At 70.1% G+C, this 18,996-nt stretch carries 18 protein-coding genes; 5 read left to right on the top strand and 13 right to left on the bottom strand.

Translation table 11 applies throughout. The features are described from left to right. Window positions 1-38: 38 nt before the first annotated feature. Window positions 39-773: a TSUP family transporter gene (locus tag AB5L97_RS07230; protein ID WP_369047024.1), complete on the bottom strand. Its 735-nt coding sequence runs from the start codon at window positions 771-773 to the stop codon at window positions 39-41. A 117-nt stretch (window positions 774-890) separates the two neighbouring features. Between AB5L97_RS07230 and AB5L97_RS07225 the strand changes: the two genes are divergently transcribed. Beyond that, window positions 891-1,349 (top strand): GyrI-like domain-containing protein, encoded by a 459-nt coding sequence (locus AB5L97_RS07225; RefSeq protein ID WP_307957344.1) that lies wholly within the window; start codon window positions 891-893, stop codon window positions 1,347-1,349. A 10-nt stretch (window positions 1,350-1,359) separates the two neighbouring features. Here AB5L97_RS07225 and AB5L97_RS07220 read toward each other — a convergent pair whose 3' ends face one another. The 7 genes from AB5L97_RS07220 to AB5L97_RS07190 are packed head-to-tail and all read right to left on the bottom strand — an operon-like array spanning window position 1,360 to window position 9,453. Continuing rightward, a complete protein-coding gene (locus AB5L97_RS07220; protein WP_369047377.1) occupies window positions 1,360-2,181 on the bottom strand; it encodes an HpcH/HpaI aldolase/citrate lyase family protein in 822 nt (273 codons plus the stop codon). Between the two features lie 32 nt (window positions 2,182-2,213). Further along, window positions 2,214-2,753, bottom strand: a complete 540-nt coding sequence (locus AB5L97_RS07215) for a MaoC family dehydratase (protein ID WP_369047023.1) — start codon at window positions 2,751-2,753, stop codon at window positions 2,214-2,216. Beyond that, window positions 2,737-3,423 (bottom strand): 3-oxoacid CoA-transferase subunit B, encoded by a 687-nt coding sequence (locus AB5L97_RS07210; RefSeq protein ID WP_307957342.1) that lies wholly within the window; start codon window positions 3,421-3,423, stop codon window positions 2,737-2,739. The genes AB5L97_RS07215 and AB5L97_RS07210 overlap by 17 nt, the downstream gene beginning before the upstream one ends. Further along, a complete protein-coding gene (locus AB5L97_RS07205) occupies window positions 3,423-4,199 on the bottom strand; it encodes a CoA transferase subunit A (protein ID WP_307957341.1) in 777 nt (258 codons plus the stop codon). Before AB5L97_RS07205 ends, AB5L97_RS07210 begins: the two co-directional genes overlap by 1 nt. A gap of 46 nt (window positions 4,200-4,245) precedes the next feature. After that, a complete protein-coding gene (locus AB5L97_RS07200) occupies window positions 4,246-5,439 on the bottom strand; it encodes an acyl-CoA dehydrogenase family protein (RefSeq protein WP_307957340.1) in 1,194 nt (397 codons plus the stop codon). Further along, window positions 5,432-7,840 (bottom strand): biotin carboxylase N-terminal domain-containing protein, encoded by a 2,409-nt coding sequence (locus AB5L97_RS07195; RefSeq protein ID WP_369047022.1) that lies wholly within the window; start codon window positions 7,838-7,840, stop codon window positions 5,432-5,434. Before AB5L97_RS07195 ends, AB5L97_RS07200 begins: the two co-directional genes overlap by 8 nt. Before the next feature lie 5 nt (window positions 7,841-7,845). Next, the gene (locus tag AB5L97_RS07190) at window positions 7,846-9,453 is read right to left on the bottom strand and encodes a carboxyl transferase domain-containing protein (protein ID WP_369047021.1); all 1,608 of its coding nucleotides are present in this window, start codon (window positions 9,451-9,453) and stop codon (window positions 7,846-7,848) included. A gap of 101 nt (window positions 9,454-9,554) precedes the next feature. Between AB5L97_RS07190 and AB5L97_RS07185 the strand changes: the two genes are divergently transcribed. Then, entirely contained in the window at window positions 9,555-10,157 is a 603-nt protein-coding gene (locus AB5L97_RS07185) for a TetR/AcrR family transcriptional regulator (protein ID WP_369047020.1), read from the top strand. Window positions 10,158-10,396: 239 nt separating this feature from the next. Here AB5L97_RS07185 and AB5L97_RS07180 read toward each other — a convergent pair whose 3' ends face one another. Genes AB5L97_RS07180 through pdhA form a run of 3 tightly spaced genes read right to left on the bottom strand, consistent with a single transcriptional unit; the run spans window position 10,397 to window position 13,991 of the window. After that, the gene (locus AB5L97_RS07180) at window positions 10,397-11,842 is read right to left on the bottom strand and encodes a dihydrolipoamide acetyltransferase family protein (RefSeq protein ID WP_369047019.1); all 1,446 of its coding nucleotides are present in this window, start codon (window positions 11,840-11,842) and stop codon (window positions 10,397-10,399) included. Beyond that, window positions 11,839-12,855, bottom strand: a complete 1,017-nt coding sequence (locus AB5L97_RS07175) for an alpha-ketoacid dehydrogenase subunit beta (RefSeq protein WP_369047018.1) — start codon at window positions 12,853-12,855, stop codon at window positions 11,839-11,841. Before AB5L97_RS07175 ends, AB5L97_RS07180 begins: the two co-directional genes overlap by 4 nt. Continuing rightward, complete coding sequence (pdhA, locus tag AB5L97_RS07170; RefSeq protein WP_369047017.1) at window positions 12,855-13,991, bottom strand: pyruvate dehydrogenase (acetyl-transferring) E1 component subunit alpha; 1,137 nt, start codon at window positions 13,989-13,991, stop codon at window positions 12,855-12,857. The genes AB5L97_RS07175 and pdhA overlap by 1 nt, the downstream gene beginning before the upstream one ends. A gap of 167 nt (window positions 13,992-14,158) precedes the next feature. Here pdhA and AB5L97_RS07165 point away from each other — a divergent pair, with 167 nt between their 5' ends. Then, window positions 14,159-14,635 carry an Lrp/AsnC family transcriptional regulator gene (locus tag AB5L97_RS07165; RefSeq protein WP_369047016.1) on the top strand — a complete coding sequence of 159 codons (477 nt, stop codon included), beginning with the start codon at window positions 14,159-14,161 and terminating at the stop codon, window positions 14,633-14,635. 179 nt (window positions 14,636-14,814) lie between these two features. Here AB5L97_RS07165 and AB5L97_RS07160 read toward each other — a convergent pair whose 3' ends face one another. Together AB5L97_RS07160 and AB5L97_RS07155 are read right to left on the bottom strand one after the other, a co-directional pair. Beyond that, window positions 14,815-16,410 (bottom strand): solute symporter family protein, encoded by a 1,596-nt coding sequence (locus AB5L97_RS07160; RefSeq protein WP_307957332.1) that lies wholly within the window; start codon window positions 16,408-16,410, stop codon window positions 14,815-14,817. Further along, a complete protein-coding gene (locus tag AB5L97_RS07155) occupies window positions 16,407-16,793 on the bottom strand; it encodes a DUF485 domain-containing protein (RefSeq protein ID WP_307957331.1) in 387 nt (128 codons plus the stop codon). Before AB5L97_RS07155 ends, AB5L97_RS07160 begins: the two co-directional genes overlap by 4 nt. 184 nt (window positions 16,794-16,977) lie before the next feature. Between AB5L97_RS07155 and AB5L97_RS07150 the strand changes: the two genes are divergently transcribed. Then, window positions 16,978-18,198 carry a sensor histidine kinase gene (locus AB5L97_RS07150; protein WP_307957329.1) on the top strand — a complete coding sequence of 407 codons (1,221 nt, stop codon included), beginning with the start codon at window positions 16,978-16,980 and terminating at the stop codon, window positions 18,196-18,198. Window positions 18,199-18,203: 5 nt separating this feature from the next. Beyond that, window positions 18,204-18,938 carry a LytR/AlgR family response regulator transcription factor gene (locus AB5L97_RS07145; protein WP_307957328.1) on the top strand — a complete coding sequence of 245 codons (735 nt, stop codon included), beginning with the start codon at window positions 18,204-18,206 and terminating at the stop codon, window positions 18,936-18,938. Window positions 18,939-18,996: the final 58 nt, after the last annotated feature.

Genomic DNA, 18,996 nt, shown 5'->3' with positions numbered 1-18,996 from the left:
GCGCTGCCGAAACCCCGACCGGCAGCGCTCGCCGAGCCCTACAGCCGCGTCGTCCCGTTGACGATCGCGAGCAGCGCCCCGGCGTAGGCGATGAGGATGACGGCGCGGCGCACGCTCTCCCCGGGGACGCGCCGAGCCATGAGATCCCCCGCCACGATGCCCACGACCATGCACCCGAACACCGCCGCCCACTGCCAGAGCTCGAGGCTCGGCCAGTGCCCCCCGGTGGCAAAGGCCTTTGCGAGCAGCGAGGTGGTGCCCGTGGTGATGAAGTACGGCTGGAGCGTGGCGCCGAAGCGCCGCTGGTCCCAGCGGCTCAGTACGGCATACGCCGTGACCGCCGGCCCTCCCACGGCTGCCGCGGCGTTCATCAGGCCCGAGGTGAAGCCGCTGGCGACCATCACGCCGAGGCCGTCCACGCGGCGTCGTGCGCGCGCCACGAGCTGGGACACCACAAGGCCCACGATGAGCGTCAGGCCGATCCCGATCTCGAGCGGCGCGGCGGCGACGTGGCTCGCGAGGGCCGCCCCGAGCGCAATGCCCGCGAGGCCCGGGACGATGAGGCCCACGTAGCGGCCCCACTCGACGTCGCGCCACACGCGAGACAGGATCAGCGCCGACGAGGCCGCCCCGCATGCGTTGATGATCATGACGCCGTCGAGCGGGCCGAGCAGCACGACGAAGATGGGCGAGACCACGAGCCCGAAGCCGAGCCCCGCGACCCGCTGGGCCACCGCCCCGGCGACGACGGCGATCAGGACGAGGGCGAACACCTCTTGATCCTACGGTGCGCCTCGACGCCAGGATCCTTGATCCCGAACAAGCCCCGTGCCGGCCGTGAAGGTCGTTGTGCCCTCGCGCTCCGCGGCAAACTGCGCCAGCATGTAGGGATGACTGAGATCAGCACGACCGAACTCACCGAGCAGCCCACCGCCGTAGTCCGCACCACGGTCCGGATGGACGAGCTCAAGGACTTCTTCGACGGCGTCTTCGGGACTGTCATGGGCGCCGTGCAGTCACACGGCGCGCACGTGGCAGGGCCGCCCTTCGCCCTCTACCACGGCATGCCAGGCGAGACCGTGGATGTCGAGGCCGGGTTCCCTGTGGCAGGGCCTTTCGAGGGCGGAGACGGCGTCACGGCGAGCATTCTCCCCGGTGGCCGGACGGTGACCGCAATGCACGTAGGACCCTACGAGGGACTGGCCGACACCTACAGGGAGATGACCGACTGGATGCGGGAGCAGAACCTCACGCGCGGCGAGAGCATGTGGGAGGTCTACCTGAGTGACCCGAGCGCCGAGCCCGACCCCGCCGCATGGCGCACCGAGGTGTTCTGCCCCGTCGAGTGAGGCGACACGCTCAGCCCGCGTGCTGCGTCCGGCTCCGCCTGACCACCATTTCGGCGTGGCGCAGGATCGGCCCGTCGATCATCTTCCCGTCGTGCTGGAACACGCCCGTCCCCGCTGCCTCCGCGGCCGCGAGGAGCGCCAAGGCGCCCGCGACGGCCTCCGCCGACGGCGCGTAGGCCGCCCGTACCGCGGCGACCTGACTCGGGTGGATGCAGGCCTTGGCCGCGAAGCCCGACGCGACGGCATCGGCGGACTCGGCGGCAAGCCCCGCCAGGTCCGGGATGTCCGTGTAGACGGCGTCGATGGCCGCCTTCCCGTGGGCCCCCGCCGCGAGCAGCACCGCGGACCGCGCGTGCAGCGCGACGGCCCGGTACGCGCCGTCGTCCGTCCGGCTCGACGTCCCGCCGAGGGACGCGACCAGGTCCTCGGCGCCCCACATGAGGGCGACGGCGTTCGGCTCGGCAGCGATGGCCGGCGCCGCGAGCACACCCGCAGCAGTCTCGCAGAGCGCCACGACGCGGTAGGAGCGCAGGAGCGCGAGCTGCTCGGGGGCCTCGGCCTTGGCGAGCATGACCGTGCGGTACGGCGTGGCCTCGAGCGCGTCGAGGTCCGCCTCGAAGTGCACGCCCGAGGTGCCCCGGCCTGCTGCGTTCAGCCGCACGATCGTCCGCTCGGGATCAAGGGGGACCTCGGCGAGGTTCCGGCGGGCGTAGTCCTTCGCATCGGGCGCCACGGCGTCCTCGAGGTCCAGGATCACGGCGTCCGCCCGCTCGGCGGCCTTCGCGAAGCGCTCGGGCCGGTCTGCGGGGCAGAACAGGAGCGCAGGGCCCATGGCGAAGGCGGGAGAAGAGAACGGTGCGTCAGTCACGGGGTGTGCGCTTCCTTGGTCCACATGAGGCACGAGCGGCGGGCCCGCGCCACGACGATGCCGTTCTGGTTGCGCCCAGTGTGCTCGAACGTCACGATCCCCTGGCCGGGGCGCGAAGCCGAGAGGCGCTTCTCCACGACGGCGGATTCTGTGTAGAGCGTATCCCCGTGGAAGAGCGGGTGCGGGAAGGAGACGTCCGTGAGGCCCAGCTGCGCCACGATGGTCCCCTGGGTGAGCTGCGTGACGGACTGCCCCACCATCGTCGAGAGCGTGAACATCGAGTTCACGAGCCGCTGCCCGAATGGCTGGCCAGCGCTCCAGGCCGCATCGAGGTGGAGCGCCTGGGTGTTCATCGTCAGGGTGGTGAAGAGGACGTTGTCCGCCTCGGTCACCGTGCGGCCCGGCCTGGCCGCGTAGACCACGCCTTCCTCGAGCTCGTCGAAGTAGAGGCCGCGCTGCTCGACGACGCGGGCCTGCCCGTTCTCGGGGGAACCGGCGCTTTCCGCGGCCAGGGCGGGATCAGGGCTCGTTGTCATGGATCTCCACCTCGAGCTCGGCGGCCGTCGCCGCGGCAACCTGCGCCTCGGTCACGCCGGGGGCCAGCTCGCGGAGCACGAGGACGCTCTCGGCAGCCGGCTCCATGCCCGCGCCGACTCCCCCGCGCACGACGTCGATCACCGCCAGATCGGTGATGATCCGGTCAACGCATCCACGGCCCGTGAGGGGAAGCGTGCACTCCCTGAGGATCTTGGGGTTACCGCTCTTGTCCGTGTGCTCCATCATGACGATGAGCTTCTTGGCGCCGAAGACGAGGTCCATTGCCCCGCCCATGCCCTTGACCATCTTGCCCGGGATCATCCAGTTGGCCAGATCGCCGGTCTGGGAGACCTCCATCGCGCCGAGGACCGCAACGTCGACATGCCCGCCCCGGACCATGCCGAACGATGTCGACGAGTCGAAGAACGCCGCGCCCTTGTTGACCGTTACGGTCTCCTTGCCGGCGTTGATGAGGTCCGGGTCCACGTCCTCCTCGCGCGGGTACGGTCCCGTGCCGAGGATGCCGTTCTCGGAGTGGAGCACCACCTCGACTCCGTCGGGAATGTAGTTGGGGATGAGGGTCGGCATGCCGATCCCCAGATTGACGTACTGTCCGTTCGTGAGCTCCTTCGCCACGCGCGCGGCAAGCTCATTGCGGGTCCACGGCATTACGAAGCCTCCTTGACAGCAGCCACGGTCCTCTTCTCGATCCGCTTCTCCGCATGCGGGCCGCCGGCGGGGACATGGACCACCCGCTGGACGAAGATCCCCGGGAGATGGACGTGCTCGGGGTCGAGCTCGCCCGGCTCGAGGAGCTCCTCGACCTCGGCGATCGCGATCTTCCCGGCCATCGCGCAGAGGGGGTTGAAGTTCATCGCGGTCGCGTGGAACACGAGGTTCCCGTGCCGGTCGCCCTTCTGCGCGTGGACGAGCGCGAAGTCCGGGGTCAGCGATTCCTCGAGCACGTAGTCGGCGCCGTTGAAGGTGCGCACCTCCTTCGGCGAGGACGCGAGCGTGACGTTCCCCTCGGCGTCGTACTTCTGGGGGAGGCCTCCCTCGGCGACGAGGGTGCCCACCCCGGCCGTCGTGTAGAAAGCCGGGATGCCCGCCCCGCCGGCCCGCAGCTTCTCCGCGAGCGTGCCCTGCGGGGTGAGGACCACCTCGAGCTCGCCCGCGAGGAACTGCCGCGCGAACTCCTTGTTCTCCCCGACGTAGGAGCTGATGGTGCGCGCGATCCGGCCGTCCGCGAGCAGGATGCCGAGGCCCCAGTCGTCGACGCCGCAGTTGTTGCTCACGGTCGTCAGGTCCCTGGTGCCCTGGCGATGCAGGGCGTCGATGAGCGCAACAGGGATCCCGCAGAGCCCGAACCCGCCGACGGCGAGCGAGGCGCCATCACCGATGTCCGCAACCGCCTCCTCGGCGCTCGCCACCACTTTGTCGATCACGTGCCCCTCCTGACCTCGATGACCTTCTCCACTCCTGTGACCTACGCTACAGCCCGAGCTCGCGCGCGATCAGCATGAGCTGGACCTCGGTGGTGCCCTCCCCGATCTCGAGGATCTTCGAATCCCGGTAGTGCCGCGCCACGGCCGACTCGTTGATGAACCCGTACCCGCCGAAGACCTGCGTTGCGTCGCGGGCATTGTCCATCGCCGCTTCCCCGGCGACGAGCTTCGCGATCGCCGCCTCGGTCTTGAACGGCTTGCCGGCCAGCATCTTCGCCGCCGCCGCGTAGTACGCGAGCCGCGCCGTGTGGGCGCGGGCCTGCATGCGGGCGATCTTGAACTGGATCGCCTGGTGCTTGCCGATGTTCGTCCCGAAGGCGGTGCGCTCCTTGGCGTACTTGACCGAGAGGTCAACGCAGCCCTGGGCGGCGCCCGTGGCGAGCGCGGCGATCGCGATGCGGCCCTCGTCCAGGATCGAGAGGAAGTTCGCGTACCCCCGTCCCCGCGTCCCCAGGAGGTTCTCCTCCGGCACCCGCGCATCCTTGAACGAGAGCGGGTGGGTGTCCGAGGCGTTCCAGCCGACCTTGTTGTAGGCCTTCTCGGCACGGAAGCCGGGGGTCCCCGTGGGGACGATGATCGTGGAGATCTCCTTGCGCGAGCTCCCGTCCGGCCTCGCCCCTGCGTTGGTTGTCACCGTGCCGGTGACCGCCGTCACGGTCACGAACGTGGTGATGTCCGTTCCGGAGTTCGTGATGAACTCCTTCGAGCCGTTGATGACCCACTCGCCGGGCCCGTCTCCCGCCGTGTCGAGGCGCGCCGTGGTCGCGGTGCCGCCCGCATCGGAGCCGCCGCCCGGTTCCGTGAGCCCGAACCCGCCGAGGGCCTTTCCGGCCGCGAGGTCCGGCAGGAGCGCTTCCTTCTGCGCGTCGCTGCCGAAGCGGTAGATCGGCATCTCCCCGAGGGAGACCCCCGCCTCGAGCGTGATCGCGACAGACTGGTCCACGCGCCCCAGCTGCTCGAGGGCCAGCGCGAGGGCGAAGTAGTCCCCGCCCATGCCGCCGTACTCCTCCGGGATCGGCAGGCCGAACAGGCCCATCTCGCCCATTTGCGCGACGATCTCGTACGGGAAGCTGTGCTCTTCGTCGTGCTTGGCCGAGACCGGCGCGACCACCTCGTCTGCAAACGCGCGGACGGTGTCGCTGAGGTCCTGGTGCTCTTCTGAGAGCTGGAAGTCAACCATGGTTCTCCTTGGGTACGTTCGGTGCGTTGTCAGGGGTTGCCGGCGCGCTGGCGGGCTGGGCGTGATCCGGCGTCGCCTTACCGTCCGCGGCCGGGGCCGCTTCCGCTGCCGCTTCCGGCACGACCGTCGCAACAACCTGGTCCGCCTTGACGAGTGCGCCCGCGGCCACGTGCAGCTGGACCGTTCCGGCGAGGGCGGCGACGAGCTGGTGCTCCATCTTCATGGCCTCGACCGACACGAGCGGCTGGCCGGCGTCGACACGCTCGCCCTGCTCTACCGCGACCGCGACGACGGTCCCCGGCATCGGCGTGCGCACGTCCGGATCGGCGTCGCCCTCGTGGCGGTGGACGCCCGCACGCACCCGCGCGAGCCGCTCCGCGCGGGACAGGACCGGCAGGGCCGCCGACCAGCCGCCGTCGCCCAGGAACACGGTCCGCTCCCCGGCAGGTTCGGCGCCGAGCGCCCAGGCAAAGCGATGCCGCGTTCCGTCGAGGCTGAGCACGACGCCGTGCGGACCGTCCGCGGCGAGGCTCGCCTCGCGCTCGGTGCCGCGCCCCTCCCCGAGATCGATGCGGACCGCGGCCCGTCGCACGACGCCGCCACGCGGCATCGGTTCTGCGCTCGCCTGGGCGCTGCTCGGCTCGGATGCCGGCCGGGCCGCCGGCACCCCGGTGAGCGCGCCTTCCCCTGCGGGCGGATCCGCGACGTGGACCGTGGCTACGCCCCCGTTCGAGGTGCCGATCGTCACCCGCCGCGCGGCGGGTTCGCCGAGACGCCAGCCGTCGGGCGCCCACGGGCCCGCCGCGGCGTCTTGCTGAGCTGGTCTGACGGCCGATGGGGGTCGCGCGGCTTGCGCTTCGGCCGACGCCGGCAACCCGAGCGCAAGGAGCGCCGCGGCGGCGTATTCCGCCTCGTCGGGCGCGCCGAACTCGAGCCCGTCGAGCCTGCGCTCGATGAGCGTCGTGTCGAGGTGCCCGGCGCGGACATCCGCATCGGCGAGCAGGAGCCGCAGGTACTCGATGTTCGTCGCGACGCCGAGCACGGTGTACCCGGCGAGCGCAGCGTCGAGGGCCGCGAGCGCCTCCGCGCGGTCGCGGCCCCAGGCGATGCACTTGGACAGCATCGGGTCGTAGTCCGAGCCGACGGTGAGCCCCCGCTCGAGCGAGCTGTCGACGCGGATGCGAGGCCCAGCGGTTGGTTCGGTGCCGTCCAGACCCCGCGCGGCGCCGTCGTGCGCTGCGGGTCCCGCCGCGGCGAGGGGTGAGCCGTCTGCGTCGGCGCTGCCGGGCTCGGCCAGGAGCTCGATGCGGCCGGTGGCGGGAAGGAAGCCCCGCGCGGGCACCTCGGCGTAGACGCGGGCCTCGATCGCGTGGCCGTCCAGACGGATGTCCTCCTGCCGCACCTCCAGCGGCTCGCCCGCCGCGATGCGCACCTGCTGCTCGACGAGGTCGATCCCCGTGACCATCTCAGTGACGGGGTGCTCGACTTGGAGACGGGTGTTCATCTCCATGAAGAAGAACTCGTCGGGCGCGTCGTCGGAGACGAGGAATTCGACCGTCCCGGCCCCGACGTAGCCGACGGAGCGGGCAGCCTCGCACGCAGCGACGCCGATCCGGGCGCGGGTCCCGGCGTCGAGCAGCGGCGACGGGGCCTCCTCGATGACCTTCTGGTGCCTGCGCTGCAGGGAGCACTCGCGCTCGCCGAGGTGGATCGTGGCGCCGTGCGTGTCGGCGAGGACTTGGACCTCGATGTGCCTGGGGGCCCGCACGAGTCGCTCGATGAGGAGGGTTCCGTCGCCGAAGGCCGCCGTGGCCACGCGGCGCGCCGTCGCGATCGCCGAGGGAAGCTCGGCGGCTGACTCGACCGCCTGCATGCCCTTGCCTCCGCCGCCGGCCGACGGCTTGATGAGCATCGGGTAGCCGACGCCTCGCGCGGCCTCGATGAGCTGGGCGTCCGTGAGCCCCGGTTCGGACACCCCGGGGATCACGGGGACTCCGTGGCCGGCCACGTGGTTCTTGGCACGGATCTTGTCCCCCATGACGGCGAGGGCCTCGGTGCCGGGGCCCACGAACACGATGCCCGCGTCCGCGAGCGCGCGGGCCAGATCGGCATTCTCGCTCAGGAACCCATAGCCCGGGTGGACTGCCTCGGCTCCGGTGCTGAGCGCCGCATCGACGATCGCGGGGATGCTCAGGTAGCTCAGCCCGGCCGGCGCGGGGCCGATGCGCACTGCCTCATCCGCTTCGTGCACGTGGCGGGCACCGGCGTCGGCGTCGCTGTAGACCGCGACGGACGCGATGCCGAGGCGCCGTAAGGTGCGGATCACGCGGCACGCGATCTCGCCGCGGTTGGCCACGAGGACCTTCGCGAAGGGCCGCTGCGCGGGGGAGGTCACAGTCATGGGGCTCACATCCTGAAGACGCCGAAGGACGTCTCCGGCAAGGGCGATTGGGCGACGACGGCGAGGGCCATGCCGAGGACACGGCGCGTGTCGGCCGGGTCGATCACTCCGTCGTCCCAGAGGCGGGCGGTCGAGTAGTAGGGGCTGCCCTGAGACTCGTACTGGTCGCGGATGGGCGCCTTGAAGGCGTCCTCGTCCTCGGCCGGCCATTCCTCGCCGCGGGCCTCGAGCTGGTCCCGCTTGACGGTGGCGAGCACGGAGGCGGCCTGGTTTCCGCCCATGACCGAGATGCGGCTCGCAGGCCACATCCACAGGAACCGCGGGGAGTAGGCGCGCCCGCACATCGAGTAGTTGCCGGCGCCGAACGAGCCGCCGATCACCACGGTGAGCTTGGGGACGCGGGTCGTCGCGACGGCCGTGACCATCTTGGCGCCATGCTTGGCGATGCCGCCGTGCTCGGCCTCGCTCCCGACCATGAAGCCAGAGATGTTCTGCAGGAAGACCAGCGGCACGCCGCGCTGGTCGCACAGCTCGATGAAGTGCGCGCCCTTCATGGCCGATTCGGAGAATAGGACGCCGTTGTTCGCGACGATCCCCACGGGGTGGCCGTCGATGTGGGCGAAGCCCGTGACGAGCGTGGCGCCGTAGTCCTTCTTGAACTCGTGGAACCCGCTGGCATCCACGAGCCGGGCGATGACCTCGCGCACGTCGTACTGTGCGTTGACGTCGGTGGGGACCACCCCGTACAGCTCCGTCTGGTCCGCCTTGGGCTCGACGGCGGCGCGCACCTCCCACGGCGCCGCGGCTGGCGGCTGGAGGGTCTCCACGATGCTGCGGACGATCTCGAGGGCGTGCTCGTCGTTGTCCGCCAGATGGTCCGCAACGCCCGAGATCGTGGCGTGGACGTCTCCCCCGCCAAGGTCCTCGGCCGAGACGATCTCCCCGATCGCGGCCTTCACGAGAGGCGGCCCCCCGAGGAAGATCGTGCCCTGATTGCGCACGATCACGGTCTCGTCACTCATCGCGGGAACGTATGCCCCACCCGCCGTGCACGAGCCGAGGACGGCCGCGATCTGCGGGACCTTGGCCGCCGAGAGGCGTGCCTGGTTGTAGAAGATCCGGCCGAAGTGCTCGCGGTCGGGGAAGACCTCATCCTGCTTGGGCAGGAACGCCCCGCCCGAGTCGACGAGGTAGATGCACGGAAGGCGGTTCTCGAACGCGATCTCCTGCGCCCGCAGGTGCTTCTTCACGGTCATCGGGTAGTAGGTGCCGCCCTTGACCGTCGCATCGTTCGAGACGACCATGACGTGCCTGCCGTGCACGAGGCCGATCCCGGCGATCACGCCCGCCGCCGGGCACTCGCCGTCGTACATCCCGTCCGCCGCGAGCGGTGAGATCTCCAGGAACGGCGAGCCCTCGTCGAGCAAGACGTCGATGCGCTCGCGCGGCAGCAGCTTGCCGCGGGCGATGTGCCGATCGCGGGAGCGTTCGGGGCCGCCGAGCGCGGCGCTCGCGAGGCGCTCGCGCAGGTCGGCGGCGAGGGCGCGCTGGGCGGCGTTGTTCGCGGCGAACGCGGTGCCGGCCGGGTCGATCCGGCTGGTCAGGGTCTCCATCGAACCTCCGGGGGTGCGGGTCCAGAACTCACTCAGTTAGTGGTGGCTAACTGAGATCTAAGTTAATCTGGATTAACTGAGATGTAAAGCACAGGAGGGGAATGAGCGACTCATCGAGCCCGCGGGTCCTGGCCAAGGCCGAGCGGCGCCAGGCGATCCTCGGCGCCGCCGCGGGCCTGTTCGCAGCGCAGGGCTTCGCGGGCGCATCCCTCGAGGACCTCGGCGCGGCGGCGGGAGTGAGCGGGCCGGCGATCTACCGGCACTTCGCGGGCAAGCAGGCGGTCCTCGGCGCGCTCCTCGTCGGGGTCAGCGAGGAGCTGCTCGCGGGCGGGCAGCGCGTGTTCGGCGAGACGCACGACGACGTCGGCCGCCTCCGCGCGCTCGTCACCTTCCACGTCGACTTCGCCCTGAGCCAGCCCGACGTCATCCGCGTCCAGGACCGGGACTTCCCTTCGCTCGCCGAGGGGGACAGGGAACGGGTGCGGGCGCTCCAGCTTGCCTATGTCGACGTGTGGGTCGACGCGCTGCGGCCATTCCACCCAGACGCCGGAGCGGCCGACCTCCGGATGCGCGCCCAGGCAGTCTTCGGGCTCATCAACTCGACCCCGCGCTCGGTGCGGCGCCACGGAGCGCGAGCGACCACGTCATCCGCCCGGACGACGCTCGCCTCCATGGCCCTCGCGGCCCTGACCGCGCGAGTCTGACCAGAGACCCCGCAACCGGCCGCCAGAGACCCCACATCCGGAACCCACGTTGCGGAGTCACCTCTCCACGTTGCGAAGTCACCTCTCCACGTTGCGGAGTCACCTCCCCACGATGCGGAGTCACGTCTCTAGAGTCGCGAATGCCATTACTAGAAATTTGACCCGGCAAGGCTGAAAGATGACTCCGCATCGCGGGGATGGGGACACCCCCAGACCGGCCCAGACCGGCCCAGACCGGCCTAGACCATCGTGAGGACCATCCCGGGATCGGCGAGGATCGCCCCGACGTCCGCGAGGAACCGGGAGCCCTGCTCGCCGTCCACGAGGCGGTGGTCGAACGAGAGCGAGAGCGTCATGACCTGCCTCAGCGCGATCTCCCCCCGGTACTCCCAAGGGAGTCGCCGCACCTGGCCCATGGCGAGGATCGCGGCCTCGCCGGGATTCAGGATCGGGGTCCCGGCATCAATCCCGAAGACTCCGATGTTCGTGATCGACAGCGTTCCACCGGACAGCTCGGCTGGTCCGGAACGACCGTCCTTCGCCGTCTGAGCGAGCTTCGCGATCGACTCCGCGAGGCCGGCGAGCGAGAGGGACTGCGCGTCCTTGATGTTCGGCACGATCAGGCCGCGCGGCGTCGCGGCCGCAATGCCCAGATTCACGTAGTGGTACTGCACGATCTCCTGCGCGGCCTCGTCCCACCGCGAGTTGAGCGTGGGATTGCGCGTGAGGGCGATGAGAACCGCCTTGGCCACGAGCGTGAGCGGCGTGACCTTGAGGTCCGCGAAGGATCGGCTGGCCTTGAGCCGTGCGATGAGCTCCATCGCCGGCGTCACGTCCACCGTGAGGAACTCGCTTGCATGCGGTGCCGTGAACGCGCTCGAGACCATAGCTGCGGCGGTGAGCTTCCGCACGCCCTTGATCGGCGTACGCGTCTCCCGCACGACGCCGCCCCCGGCCACCGGAACCGGCGCGCCGGCCGCCGGGGCCGCCTCCGGTTCGGACGGAGTGCCGATCGAGGCGAGCACGTCATCGCGCGTGATCAGTCCGCGAGGACCGGAACCGTTGAGAGCCACGAGGTCGACCCCGAGGTCCTTGGCGAGCTTGCGCACCGGCGGGGTCGAGCGCGGCCGCTCGGCAGCGGCCTTCGGCCCCGCTTCGCTCGGCTCAACCACCAGGGGCTCGACCACCGCAGACTCGACCACGGGAGCCACAGGTTTCGACTCAGGTTCGCTCCGCTCAACCACCGTGAGCCGACGGCCGCGCCTCGCGGGGCGCGCGCCGGTGTCCGGCATCGCCCCGTACCCGACGAGGGTCGCCTGCCGCCTGGGGGCCGCGTCCTCGGAGCCCACGGGCCCCCCGGAAGCCACACCGGAAGGCGAGCCGGCGGCGGAGGGCGTGCGGACGGCGTCGGCCGCGACCTCGAATTCCGCGATCGGCGCGCCCACCGCCACCACGTCCCCGGGCTCGGCGAGCAGCGCCGAGACCTTCCCCGCGTACGGGCTCGGGAGCTCGACGACAGCCTTGGCGGTCTCCACCTCGCCGATGATCTGATTGAGCTTGACGCTTTCACCGACCGAGACGCGCCATTCCACGATCTCGGACTCGGTGAGGCCCTCTCCGAGGTCGGGCAGGAGAAGCGCCCGGGTCACGGTGCCGGGCGTCGGATCGACGGCCGCCGCGCTCATGCCTCCTCCTCGGTGCCGCTGAGGGAGTTCGTGCGGCCGAGCGCACGGTCCACACCGTCCAGGATCCGATCGAGATCCGGAAGATGGTGGAACTCGAGCTTGGACGGCGGGTAGGGAACGTCGAACCCTGTCACCCGCACCGGAGCGTGCTCGAGGTGGTAGAAGCAGCGCTCGGTGATCTCGGCAGCGAGCTCCGCGCCGAGTCCGAGGGTCCGGGACGCCTCATGCGCGACGACGAGGCGCCCGGTCTTCTTCACGGATCCCACGAGCGGCCCGTAGTCGACCGGCGAGAGGGACCGGAGGTCGATGACCTCGACCGACACGCCCTCGTCGGAGGCCGCGACGGCGGCGTCGAGGCACGTCTTGACCATCGGCCCGTATGCGACAAGCGTGACGTCCGAACCCTCGACGGCGACGCGCGCCGACCCCATGTCCAGAGCGGCACCCGGGGCGAGGGACTCGTCGACGTCGCCCTTGTCGTGGTACCTGCGCTTGGGCTCGAGGAACACCACGGGGTCATCGCTCGCAATGGCCTCCTGGATCATCGTGAAGGCGTCCTGCGGATTGGAGGGCGCGACCACCCGCAGCCCGGCGGTGTGGGCGAAGTAGGCCTCGGGCGACTCGGAGTGGTGTTCCGGCGAGCCGATGCCCCCGCCGAACGGGAGCCGGAGGGTGATCGGCACCTTGACCATCCCGCGCGTGCGGTAGTGGAGCTTGGCCATCTGGGCGACAATCTGGTCGAAGGCCGGATACACGAAGCCGTCGAACTGGATCTCGACGACGGGCCGGTAGCCGCGGTATGCCATGCCGATCGCCGTCCCCATGATCCCGGACTCGGCCAGCGGCGTATCGATCACGCGGTGGGGACCGAAGTCCTTCTGGAGTCCGTCGGTGATGCGGAACACGCCACCGAGGCGCCCAATGTCCTCACCCATGAGCACGACCTTCGGGTCCTGCTCCATGGCCTTGCGAAGTCCCGTGTTGATCGCCTTGCCGAAAGTCATCGCGGACATCAGTGGCCTCCCTCGGTGAGCGCAGCGTGCGGGGCGTGGTTGGAGTGCTCGGCGAATCCGGCGCGGTAGCGCTCGAAGTGGTCCCGCTGCCGCTCGAGGACTGCGTGCGGACCGGCGTAGACGTGCTCGAACAGCTCCTCCGGCTCGGGATCCGGCATGTGGATCGTCGCCTCGCGGATGGCCGCGGCGACCGCGTCGGCCTTCTCTGCCACCTGAGAGCGCCCGGCGTCGTCGAGGATGCCGGAACCGGTGAGGTACGCCTCGAAGCGGGCAATCGGGTCGCGGCCCTTCCAATCCTCGAGTTCGTTGGCGTCCCGGTAGCGGGTCGGGTCGTCCGCCGTCGTGTGGGCGCCCATGCGGTACGTGACGGCCTCGATGTAGGAAGGCCCGTGGCCCGCACGCGCGTGTTCGAGCGCCTCGCGCGTCACGGCGAGGCACGCCAGGATGTCATTGCCGTCCACACGGACGCTCGGAATCCCGAAGCCGGGCGCCCTGAGTCCGATCGGGACGTGCGCCTGGATGCCCACCGGCTCGGAGATGGCCCAGTGGTTGTTCTGGCAGAAGAAGACGACGGGAGCCTGGAAGCTCGCCGCGAAGACCATCGACTCGTTGACGTCTCCCTGGCTCGTGGCGCCATCGCCGAAGTAGGTGATGACGGCACTCTCCGCGCCATCGAACTGGACACCCATCGCGTAGCCCACCGCATGCAGGGGCTGCGCGCCGATGACCACCTGGGTGGGCGCCATGTTGGACTCGAACGGGTTCCAGCCCGCGTTCTGGGTGCCGCGCCACTGCTTCATGAGGTCTGGCAGAGCGATGCCACGCACGTACGCGACCGCGATCTCGCGGTAGCTGGCGAAGATGAAGTCATCGCGGTTGATGGCATGCGCCGAGCCCACCTGTGCTGCCTCCTGGCCGAGGAACGGGGGCCATAGTGCCAGCTGGCCCTGCCGCTGGAGGGCCGTGCCCTCGGCGTCGATGCGGCGCGTGACGATCATGTCCTCGTAGAGCGCCAGGAGCGCATTCGAGTCATCGGAATCGAGGTCGGCGAGGAGCCGGTCGTACCGCTCGTGGGGCCGCCGCTGCCCGTCTGGTGAGAGAAGCTGGACCGGCGCACCGTCGTCGCCGGTCAACATCTGGTAAGTGGACACTGTGGTTCGCATCCCTCTCTGGTCTCGGGAGGCCTGTGGGCCACCGGGGTTAATGTGACCATACTCACAACAGACAGGAGGTACAACCAATCACGTTGAAAGTGGGCGGGATGCCCAAATAGCCAGCAGCTCACCGTGCTAACCTGCGCAGCATGCACGCTGTCGATGCCACCGACTCCCGGATTCTGCGGGCCCTCGCCCAGGACCCGCGGCGCACGGTGGTCGCGCTCGCGCAAGAGCTCGGCCTGTCCCGCAACACGGTGCAGGCGCGGCTCGCGCGCCTCGAGGCGGGCCACGTCTTCCTCGGCTTCGACCGCCGCATCAGTCCCACCTCCCTCGGCTATCCGCTCCTGGCCTTCATCACCGTGCATGTCCAGCAGCGCAAGCTGGCCGAGATCACGGCGCACATCGCAGAGATTCCCGAGGTCCTCGAGGGGCACGGGCTCACCGGCACGGCGGACCTGCTGCTGAGAGTCGCAGCGGTAGACGCCGAGGATCTCTTCCGGATCAACGGCAAGATCCTCGCGGTCGACGGCGTCGAGCGGACCGACACCGCGCTGGCCATGGGGGACCTCATACCGTTCAGAATGGACCCGCTCCTCGCCCGAGGACCACGGCCGCCGGCGTAGACGCACGACGGCGCGTCCTCACCGTCGGCATCCGGCGCACCATGCGTCCGATTCGCCTCGTGCGCGCTTCGCCTCGCGTGCGTCTGACCGTCCGGGCAGCACAGCGGCGGGCGGTGACTTCGTTCCCGAAGCCGCCGCCCGCCGTCCTGCGCCGTGATCCGACGCTCGATCTGGTGGTGCTAGTGCGAGACCGCCTTCTCGGCTCCGATACCGGTGAGGGACCGCACCTCCATCTCAGCCTGCTTCGCGGTATCCTCGCGCCGCTTGTCCAAAACCGTGCCGAGCCACCCGAGGACAAACGCGAGCGGGATCGAGATGATGCCCGGGTTGCTCAGCGGGAACCACGCGAAGTTCGCGCCCTGGATCATCGAGGTCTTGGTGCCCGAGACCACCGGCGAGAAGAAGATGAGCAGGATCGCGGAGGAGAGCCCGCCGTACATGCTCCACAGGGCGCCCTGGGTGGTGAACTTCTTCCAGAACAGCGAGTAGAGGATGGTGGGCAGGTTTGCCGAGGCCGCGACAGCGAAGGCGAGGGCCACGAGGAAGGCGACGTTCTGACCGTTGGCGAAGATGCCGCCGATGATCGCGAAGATGCCGATCACCACGACGGTGCGGCGGGCAACCTTGACCTCGGAGGCCGGCGTGGTCTTGCCCTTGGCGATGACGTTCGCGTAGATGTCATGGGCGAACGAGGCTGCCGCGGTGATGGTCAGGCCGGCCACGACCGCCAGGATCGTCGCGAAGGCCACCGCGGAGATGAAGCCGAGCAGGAGCGGGCCGCCCAGCTGGAAGGCAAGCAGCGGGGCCGCCGAGTTCACGCCGCCGGGGGCGGCCTTGATCGCGTCGGCGCCGATGAGGGCCGCCGCGCCGTAGCCGAGGACGAGCGTGAAGATGTAGAACGCGCCGATGAGCCAGATGGCCCAGACGACCGACTTGCGGGCCTCCTTGGCCGTCGGGACCGTGTAGAAGCGCATGAGCACGTGCGGCAGGGCCGCAGTTCCGAGGACGAGCGCGAGGCCGAGGGAGACGAAATCAAGCTTGGATGTGTCGTTCTTGCCGTAGGCGAGGCCCGGGTTGAGGAGCTTCTGGCCACCGGCCTCGGCAGCCTTGCCGAGGAGCGCGGACAGGTCGAAGCCGTTGAGGGCGAGGACCCAGATCGTCATGACGAAGGCGCCGATGACGAGCAGGACCGCCTTGATGATCTGCACCCACGTGGTGCCCTTCATGCCGCCGATCAGGACGTACATGATCATGAGCGCACCGACCACGGTGATGACGACCGACTGGCCGGCCCAGTCCGAGATCCCCAGGAGCAGGGCGATGAGCCCGCCCGCGCCGGCCATCTGGGCCAGGAGGTAGAAGAAGCACACCGCAAGGGTCGAGATCGCGGCAGCGATGCGGACGGGCCGCTCCTTGAGGCGGAACGCCAGGACGTCCGCCATCGTGAACTTCCCGGTGTTGCGCAGGAGCTCGGCCACGAGGAGGAGCGCGACGAGCCACGCGACGAGGAATCCGATCGAGTAGAGGAAGCCGTCGTAGCCGTTGACGGCGATCGCGCCCGTGATGCCGAGGAACGAGGCGGCCGAGAGGTAGTCGCCCGCGATCGCGGTGCCGTTCTGGCCGCCGGTGAAGGAACGGCCGCCCGCGTAGTAGTCCGCGGCGGTCTTGTTGCTCTTGCTGGCGCGCAGCACGATCACGATCGTGATGCCCACGAACACGGCGAAGATCGCCATGTTGAGCCATGAGCTGTTCTGCAGATTCGAGGCGAGATTCATCGGGAGCTCCCGTCGGTGGCGGCGTCGGCGTCGAAGTCGTGGTGCTCGATCTCGTTGCGGATGGCCTCCGCCGCCGGGTCGAGCTTCTTGTTCGCGTGGCTCACGTACCACGCCGTGATGCCGAACGTGGTCACGAACTGGAGCAAACCGAGCACGAGGCCGAGGTTGATGTTGCCGGCGACCTTGATGGACATGAAGTCGTGTGCGTAGTCGGCCAGCAGGACGTACAGGAAGTACCAGAGCAGGAACGCTCCGGCGACTGGGAACACGAAGCTGCGGTGGTGCTTGCGAAGCTGGCGGAACTCGGGGCTGGCCTGGACCAGCTGGAAGTCCGGTTGCACAGCGGTGGTTCCCGCCGCGTCCCGGGAGGCGTCGTTGCCCATGGATCCTCCTCGACGTGCCGGACTCCTGCCCGGCGGATGAGTGATGCACATCACTCTCGATGGCTGGGGCGGTGTGGCGCCAGCTGCCCGAGGACCATATCGCTGAACGGCCGTCTGCGTGCGCCGAACGGTGCGTGGCCCACGCCCAACGGCGGGCGGTTCGCGGGGCGGTTAGCCTTGCTGCATGTCCCCCGATGCACTCACCCTCGCGGTCCTCGTGATCGTGCTCGTGGCGGGCGCGGCAGTGGGGGCGGTGGCCTGGCGCCTCTGGAGCGCCCGCCGGGATCTCGGGAGCGACGTCGAGCGGGCCAGCTATACGATCCTGCACTCGGCGGCCCAGGCTGGGCGGTACCTGCGCGGCGGCCTCGAGCCCGAGGGAGCGGCAAAGGCGGCCCGCCATCTCCGCTCAATGCTGGGGGCGCCCGCGCTCGCGCTCACGGACGAGGCCCGGCTCCTCGCGTGGGACGGTGAGAGTCCTGCACACGCCGGCACGGTCATGGCGCTCGCGGCGAAGACCCTCGCCCAGGGACGCACGCGCGTGCCCGGGGACGCCGAGCTGGACTGCGCGGCCGCCGGCTGCACCGATCCGGAGTGCCGGCTCCGCAGCGCCGTCGTGGCTCCGGTGCGGGCAGGCTCACGGGTGATCGGCACCGTGGTGACGTTCTCGCCGTCGGCCGGCGCCGGCCTCGTGCGGGCAACCGGCGAGGTGGCCGACTGGGTCGCAACACAGGCCGAGCTCGCCGAACTGGACCGTTCCCGGACCCTCCTCATGGAGGCCGAGGTGCGCGCCCTGCGCGCGCAGATCAGCCCGCACTTCATCTACAACTCGCTCACGGCGATCGCCTCCTACATCCTCACCGACCCCGCCCGGGCGAGGGAACTCGTGGTTGAGTTCGCGGACTTCACGCGCTACTCCTTCCGGCGGCACGGTGACTTCACGACCCTCGCCGAGGAGCTCAAGAGCATCGACCAGTACCTGCTCCTCGAGCGGGCCCGGTTCGGCGAGCGCCTCCAGGTCAGCCTCCGCATCGCGCCGGAAGTCCTGGGCATCCTGATCCCCTTCCTGAGCCTCCAGCCGCTCGTCGAGAATGCGGTGCGGCATGGGCTCGAGGCACGCGAGGGGGTGGGCCACATCAGCATCACGGCCGAGGACACGCCGCTCGACGCCGTCGTGCAGATCGAAGACGACGGCGCCGGGATGGACCCCGAGCGGCTGCGCGAGGTCCTCGCAGGGCACGTCGGCGGCATCCACGTGGGCCTGCGGAACGTCGACGCCCGGATGCGCCAGGTCTACGGAGACGACCATGGCCTCGTCGTCGAGACCGCGCCGGGACAGGGCACGCTCATCACCCTGCGCATCCCCAAGTCCCAGCCCCAGCACGAGGCGCGGCCCCCAGTAAACTGAGCGCCATGATCACTGCCCTCGTCGTCGACGACGAGCTTCCCGCAGTCCAGGAGCTGTCCTACCTCCTGGGCCGGGACGATCGTATCGGCGCCGTCCACACGGCGACCTCTGGGACCGAGGCCCTCAGGATCCTCGAGCGCGAGGACGTGGACGCGATCTTCCTGGACATCCACATGCCCGGGCTGAGCGGCCTCGAGCTCGCCCGAGTGATCGCCCGCTTCGCGGCGCCGCCCGCCGTCGTCTTCGTCACCGCGGACGAGGAGCACGCGCTCGCGGCATTCGACCTCGCCGCCGTCGACTACCTGCTCAAGCCCGTCCGGCCGGAACGCCTCGAGCGCTGCGTGGGGCGGATCGCAGACCAGCGCGAGGGAACGCGGCCCGTCCCCGCCGATGCGGGTTCCGAGGCCATCACGGTCGAGCAGGGGGGCGTGACCCGCGTGATCCGACGGGACGATGTCGCCTTCGTCCAGGCCCAGGGCGACTATGCGCGGCTGCACACCTCGGAGGGCTCGTACCTCGTCCGGGTCCCCCTGAGCGACCTCGAGCGCCAATGGGGGCCGGCGGGGTTCGTGCGCATCCACCGCTCCTACCTCGTGGCGATGGAGGCGGTCCAGCAGCTGCGGCTCGGCGGATCGCAGCCCTCCGTCCTCGCGGCCGGCACCGAGCTCCCCGTGAGCCGCAGGCTCTTGCCCGGTCTGCGCGAGCGCCTCGCCGCCACCCGCATCCGACCGCTCTCATGACGGGCACCACGCAGTGACGGGCCCCGACGGCGAACGCCGGATCGACCGTTCGAAGCGG

Source organism: Sinomonas sp. P10A9, from assembly GCF_041022165.1.
GTDB classification, from domain to species: Bacteria; Actinomycetota; Actinomycetes; order Actinomycetales; family Micrococcaceae; genus Sinomonas; species Sinomonas puerhi.
This window is presented reverse-complemented; position numbering and strand designations above follow the sequence as displayed.